The sequence below is a fragment of the Achromobacter sp. 413638 genome, from assembly GCF_043119405.1.
In the GTDB taxonomy this organism is placed as follows: Bacteria; Pseudomonadota; Gammaproteobacteria; order Burkholderiales; family Burkholderiaceae_B; genus Achromobacter.
In genome coordinates this window covers 43,737-49,736 of record NZ_JBICCO010000045.1, presented here as the reverse complement: position 1 = coordinate 49,736, position 6,000 = coordinate 43,737, and the positions used below count along the sequence as shown (strand labels likewise).

Annotated in this window: 7 protein-coding genes; 3 read left to right on the top strand and 4 right to left on the bottom strand. The window is 70.2% G+C overall.

Translation table 11 applies throughout. The features are described 5' to 3' along the window. Positions 1–200: 200 nt before the first annotated feature. From ACEU5R_RS18550 to ACEU5R_RS18540, 3 genes are read right to left on the bottom strand one after another with little or no spacing between them, the layout of a single operon-like run. On the bottom strand, positions 201–1,169 hold the full coding sequence (locus ACEU5R_RS18550; protein ID WP_392411188.1) for a Bug family tripartite tricarboxylate transporter substrate binding protein: 969 nt from the start codon (positions 1,167–1,169) through the stop codon (positions 201–203). After that, a complete protein-coding gene (locus ACEU5R_RS18545) occupies positions 1,166–1,702 on the bottom strand; it encodes a GAF domain-containing protein (RefSeq protein WP_392411187.1) in 537 nt (178 codons plus the stop codon). Before ACEU5R_RS18545 ends, ACEU5R_RS18550 begins: the two co-directional genes overlap by 4 nt. Next, positions 1,686–2,876: a M24 family metallopeptidase gene (locus ACEU5R_RS18540; RefSeq protein WP_392411186.1), complete on the bottom strand. Its 1,191-nt coding sequence runs from the start codon at positions 2,874–2,876 to the stop codon at positions 1,686–1,688. The genes ACEU5R_RS18545 and ACEU5R_RS18540 overlap by 17 nt, the downstream gene beginning before the upstream one ends. Positions 2,877–2,992: 116 nt before the next feature. Here ACEU5R_RS18540 and ACEU5R_RS18535 point away from each other — a divergent pair, with 116 nt between their 5' ends. Both ACEU5R_RS18535 and ACEU5R_RS18530 read left to right on the top strand, forming a co-directional pair. Next, on the top strand, positions 2,993–3,937 hold the full coding sequence (locus tag ACEU5R_RS18535; protein WP_392411185.1) for a LysR family transcriptional regulator: 945 nt from the start codon (positions 2,993–2,995) through the stop codon (positions 3,935–3,937). 31 nt (positions 3,938–3,968) lie between these two features. After that, on the top strand, positions 3,969–4,328 hold the full coding sequence (locus ACEU5R_RS18530; protein ID WP_392411183.1) for a hypothetical protein: 360 nt from the start codon (positions 3,969–3,971) through the stop codon (positions 4,326–4,328). Between the two features lie 16 nt (positions 4,329–4,344). Here the strand turns inward: ACEU5R_RS18530 and ACEU5R_RS18525 are convergent, their stop codons facing one another. Further along, the gene (locus ACEU5R_RS18525) at positions 4,345–5,394 is read right to left on the bottom strand and encodes an NADP(H)-dependent aldo-keto reductase (RefSeq protein ID WP_103276063.1); all 1,050 of its coding nucleotides are present in this window, start codon (positions 5,392–5,394) and stop codon (positions 4,345–4,347) included. Positions 5,395–5,605: 211 nt separating this feature from the next. Between ACEU5R_RS18525 and ACEU5R_RS18520 the strand changes: the two genes are divergently transcribed. After that, complete coding sequence (locus ACEU5R_RS18520) at positions 5,606–5,965, top strand: translation initiation factor Sui1 (RefSeq protein ID WP_103276064.1); 360 nt, start codon at positions 5,606–5,608, stop codon at positions 5,963–5,965. Positions 5,966–6,000: the final 35 nt, after the last annotated feature.

Sequence of the window (6,000 nt, the reverse complement as noted above, 5' to 3'; positions counted from 1 at the left end):
GGGGCCGGGGCCGGCCGCCCGCCCCGCGGCAAGGACGCGCAGGTGGCCTATGCCGACGTGCCCGCGTGGCGCGCGCGCACGCTGTCCTATGTGCCCGGACGCAATGCGCGCCTGCTGCTGGCGCCGGGCGCGGAACTGCCGCGCGCGCCGGGCTGCGCAGCCCGCTGAGACCGCCGCCCCGCGACAGCGGCGCTGACCGGTCAATTCGGTTGCAGGCCGATCTGCCGCACCACCTTGCCCAGCGCGTCCAGGTCCGCCCGCGCCCGTTCGCGCGCCTCCTCGGGCGTGCCCACCACCGGCACCCAGCCCGCATCGGTCAGGCGCTTGCGCGCCGCGGGTTCGCCCAGCCCCGCCACCAGCGCGGCGTTCAGCCGCTGGATGACCGCGTCGGGCGTGCCGCGCGGCGCGGCCAGGCCGAACCAGCCCACGGCCGAGAATCCGGGCAGGCCGGCCTCCTCGGCCGTGGGCACGTCCGGATAGGCGGCCACGCGGTACTTGCTGGTGACGAACAGGCCACGGACCTTGCCCGCCTGGATGTAGCCGGCCTGCGCGGCGGCGTTGTCGATCATCGAGTCCAGGTGTCCGCCCATCAGATCGTTGACGGCGGGCGCGCCGCCCTTGTAGGCGATCACGTTCAGATCGATGCCGGCGGCGTTCAGGAACAGCATCTGCGTCAGGTGCGCCTGCGTGCCGATGCCCGCGTTGGCCGAGGTCACGCCGCCAGGCGTGGCGCGGGCCTTGCGGATGAAGCTTTGCAGGTCGCGCTCGGGCGCATCGGCGCGGGTGACGAAGACAAAGGGAATCTCGACCAGCGTGGTGATGGGCGCGAGGTCTTCCGTGGGCTTGAAGCGCAGCTTGTAAAGATGCGGGCTCACCGCCATCGCGCCGCTGGCGGTGAAGGCCAGCGTGTGACCATCGGGCTGGGCGCGGGACACGTACTCGAGCGCGATGGTGCCGCCCGCGCCGGGCTTGTTCTCGACGATCACCGGCTGGCCCAGCGCCTTCTGCAATACCTCCCCGACCACGCGGCTGAGCGTGTCCGAGGCCGAACCGGGCGCGTAGGGATAGACGATGGTGATGGGTTTGGACGGATACCGCGCCTCGGCCTGCGCGCCGGCGGGCGACAGCCCGGCCAGCAAAAACGCGGCCAGCGCTCGCTTGATGTTCATGGTGTTTCCCCTGTGGTCGTGTGGTCATGTGATCGGTCCAGATGGATCTGCTGCAGCAGCGGCACCGCCATCGCGCCGTAGACGCGCAGGACGGGCAGCATGTCCTCGCCATACCAGCCCGCCTCGTGCAGCAGGTTCAGCGAGCCCAGCGTGCGCCCGTTCCAGCGCACCGGCACATTGACGGCCGATTCGCAGCCCAGCGACAGGATCAGCTCGTGGTCGGGAAAGGCGGCGCGGATGGCGTCGGCGTCGGCGCAGAAGCGCGGCTCGCCCGCCTCGATGACGCGGGCATGGAACTCGCCACCGGGCACGATGGGCTTGGCGCCGCCCGGCGGATAGGCCAGCGGCGCGCTGCTGTAGTGGCGCACGCTCAGGCCGCGCGCCCAGTCCAGCGCCAGCACGGTGAACAGGCGATGGCCCAGGTCCCGCGCCAGCGCCGCGTCCAGCTGCCGCAGGCCGGCCTGCGGCTGTGAGCCGCCGGCCAGCACCCGCGCCAAGGCCGGCGCGCACGTCAGTTCAAAGGACCGTGGCATAGTCGAGCGTCTTGGGCGTGGCGGTCAGGGTGCGCGGCTCGCGGCCCACGACCACGGTATCGTCGATGCGAAAACCGCCGATGCCGTAGACGTACAGGCCGGGCTCCACGGAATACACCTCGTTGTCTTCCAGCGGCCGATGGCAGAACGCCATGTTCTCCGGGTATTCGTGATGGATGATGCCGATGGCATGGCCGGTGCGGTGCCGGATGTGGGCGGCGTAGCCCGCGCGCTCGATCACCGCCTGCGCGGCGGCGTCGATGCCGCTGACGGGCTGGCCGCTGACCGCGGCCTCGATGCCGGCCAGGTTGGCGTCGCGCGCCGCCGTCCACAAGGCCGCCTGCTCGGCGCTGGGCCGGCCGCAGAACCAGGTGCGCTCGTTCTCGATGGCCAGCCCGTTCAGGCGTGGAATCAGGATGTTCACCAACACGTCGCCTTCGCGGATGCGCGCGCCGCAGGACGCGCCATCGCCATGCGGCGACGCGGACGCCGGGCCGCTCAGCGTCCAGGCCCGGATCACCTCGAACTGCTCGCCCGGAAAGCGCTCGGCGGCTTCCTGCACCCATAGCGCGGCCATCGCGCAATCCAGCTCCTGCACCAGCCGCCCCGGACGGATGTTCTCGCGGTAGCGTTCCTGCAACCAGTCGGCCAGCGAGCCGATCGCCGCCATCACCGCGAGTTCTTCCTCGTGCTTGCGCCAGCGCAGCGCGCGGCATTCGCGGGTGCAGGGCAGCAGGCGCAGGTCGGGCAGCTGCGCGGCCGCGGCGGTCAGCGCCAGACTGCCGCCCTCCACCCCGACGCGCGCCCGCGCCAGGCCCGCCCGCGCCAGGCGCTGCGCCAGCAGTTCGGGCAGCTCCGACGGCAGCGGCAGGCGCTCGACCACGCGCGGATGCTCGGCGTAGAAGCTGACGTCGGTGATCCAGACCTTGCCCTGTTCGCGCGAGAAGCGCATGTGGTTGGTCGAGAGCTCGTTCATCACCAGGAAACCATCGCCGTCGCGCGGCACCACGGCGTATATGGGCCGCTCCCAGGGCAGCACGTCGGTATGGAAATTGGTGGCGAACTGGAAGAAGTCGGCCGAGGTGAACACCAGCGCGTCCAGGCGCAGCGCGTCCATCAGGTCATTCATCTGCTGGCGGCGGTGCCGCCAGACGGCAGTAGTCAGTCTGGGCATGTCGGATACCGGAAGTGGTGGGGGCTACGGGTATTCTGGTATCGCCAACCATGGCCGACAAATGAATAATCCTGAGCTTTCCATTAGCGTTTACTCATACCTGGCGGAGCCACAGCATGGACTGGAACCTGGACCACATCGCCTGGGCGCGCCGCCTGAAGCTGCGGCACCTGGAGATTTTCCTGACGCTGGCGTCGGCCGGCAGCGTCACCGCCGCGGCCCGCCTGATGCACATGACGCAGCCGGCGGTATCGCACTGGCTGAGCGACATCGAAGACCTGGTCGGCACGCCGCTGTTCCTGCGCAACCGGGGACTGTGTTTGACCGAGGCCGGAGAAGTCCTGGCGCGGCATGCGCGCCGCATGCTGGGCGATCTGCGGCGCACCAGCGAGGAAATCGAGTCCGTGAAATCCGGCATCGCCGGCCGGCTGCACGTGGGCACCGTGCTGTCGGCCTCGCCGGTGCTGCTGCCGCGCGCCATCGCGGCCTTGCAGCGCGAGTTCCCCGGCATCTACGTGGAAGTGGTTGAGGGATTGGTCACGCCCCTGATCGAGCGCTTGCAGCGCCATGAACTCGACCTGATCGTCGGGCCGCTGGATGTGCGCGGCCATCAGGCCGGGCTGCGCATGGAACCGTTGATGCGCGACACCTTCAGCATCGTGACGCGCCCCGGCCATCCGCTGGCCCGGCTGCGGCGGCCCGGCTGGAAGGAGGCCGCCGCGCATCCGTGGATCATGCCGCCGGCGGGCACGGTATCGCGCGGCAGGCTGGAAGAGGCCTTCGCCCAGGCCGGCGTGGCCACGCCCTCGCCGCGCATCGAGACCGCCTCGCTGGTGGCGCTGCAGGCGCTGCTGCACGAAACCGGCTATGTGTCGACGCTGGCCAGTTCGGTGGCGCAGCTGTACAAGCGCCTGAAACTGGTGGACATCGTCAGGCTGCCCGAGCCGCTGGCCTTTGGCGCGGTGGGTATGATGTGGAGCGCCGACGCGCCCAGCCGCGTGCTGGCGCAGCTGCAGGACAGTCTGCGCGCCACCGCCGGCATGCAGCAGACGGCCGGCTGAACCGGCGCGCCCATTCACGAAGAGAGAGCCCGTGCAGATCGTTTCCGTACGCGACGAACCCGCCATCCGCCTGGATGCCATCCGCTACTTCCAGCAGCAATGGGCCAGCGCGAACACCATGATGATGTACGACGATGCCATCACCCGCTGCATCGGCGCCGAGAACCCCTTGCCGCAATGGTATGTGCTGCGCGACGGCGCGCGCCTCATCGGCTGCGCCGGCCTCATCACAAACGACTTCATCAGCCGCGGCGAGCTGTATCCGTGGCTGTGCGCGCTGCATGTGGAGCAAGATCTGCGCGGCTATTACGAGAAGTTCGGCTTCCAGCCCGACGGCGTCGGCTATCACCCGTGGGGCGAGACGGCCCAGGTGTACAGCCTGAGGCTGTAACGCTGGGCATCCGGCCTCAGGGCGCCGGGTTCGGATGACGCGCGTGGATCTGCGCGATGCCGTCCAGCGCTTCCTGCGGCAGCGTGACCTCCACGCTGTCGATGTTCTCCTTGAGCTGCGCCAGCGTGGTCGCGCCGATCAGGTTGCTGGTCACGAAGGGCTGCTGGTTGATGAAGGCCAGCGCCAGATGCGTCGGCGACAGGCCCAGCCGGCGCGCCAGGGCCACGTACTCGGCGGTGGCGGCCTCGGCCTGCGGATTGCTGTAGCGCGTGAAGCGCTCGTAGCGCGTCAGGCGCGCGCCCTCGGGCCGGGCGCCGTCCAGGTACTTGCCACAGAGCATGCCCATGGCCAGCGGCGAATAGGCCAGCAGGCCCACGTCTTCGTGGCGCGAGAATTCCGACAGGCCGCTCTCGAACACGCGGTTGAGCAGGCTGTAGGCATTCTGGATGGACACGATGCGCGGCAGCCCCTGGTTCTCGGCGTGCTTGAGGAACTGCGCCACGCCCCAGGGCGTTTCGTTGGACACGCCCACATGGCGCACCTTGCCCTCGCGCACGAAGTCCTGCAGCACGGACAGCGTTTCCTCGATGGCCACGGTCTGCTCGCCCTCGGTCCAGGGATAGGCCAGCTTGCCGAAGGTCGCCGTGGTCCGGTCCGGCCAGTGCAGCTGATACAGGTCCAGGTAGTCCGTCCGCAGGCGCTTCAGACTGGCATCCAGCGCGGCGGTGAGGTTCTTGCGGTCCAGGAAGGTCTTGCCGTCGCGGATGTGGCCGGGACGCTTGGGGTCGCGCACCGGGCCGGCGACCTTGCTGGCCAGCACCACGTCCTGGCGGCGCTTGCGGCTGGCCAGCCAGGTGCCGATATAGGTCTCGGTCAGGCCCTGGGTCTGCGCCAGCGGCGGCACCGGATACATCTCGGCCGTGTCGATCAGGTTGATGCCGCGCGCCAGCGCGTAGTCGAGCTGCTCGTGCGCCTCTGCCTCGGTGTTCTGCTCGCCCCAGGTCATGGTGCCCAGGCCGATCAGGCTGACGTCCAGGCCGCTGCGGCCGAGTTTGCGGTATTTCAAGTTCTGCTCCCTGCGGATGGATGGGGCCGGGCCTGGGACAGGCGCGCGGGTCCCGGAAAGGCGACACCATACCGCAGGTCGCTTGGCAATCCGCTGACGGGCTGCCCCCCCTGTCCGGCCCGCGATCCCTGGCCGGCCAGGCGCCAGGCCGATCCGCGCCCGGGCAAGGCGATACACTGCGTCATCGTCCCGCGCTTCACGCCATAAGCTCATGAAAAACAAATCCATAGGCGGCCTGGTCTATTCCACCGACGGCGGCCGCATGTGCCCCGCCTGCCGCCGCCCCGTCGCCGACTGCGCCTGCCAGGCCGCCGCGCCGGCCCCCGCCGGCGACGGCGTGGCCCGCATCTGGCGCGAGAGCAAGGGCCGCGGCGGCAAGAGCGTGACGCTGGTGCGCGGCCTGCCGATGGCCGGCCCGGCGCTGGAGCAGCTGGGCAAGCAGCTGCGCACGGCCTGCGGCAGCGGCGGCACCGTCAAGGACGGCGTGATCGAGATCCAGGGAGACCACCGCGAACGCGTCGCGCAGGCGCTGGCAAAGCTGGGCCATCGCGCCAAGCTGGCCGGCGGCTGAGACGCGCCCCCTACACCGCCGGCCGCGAGCGGCTG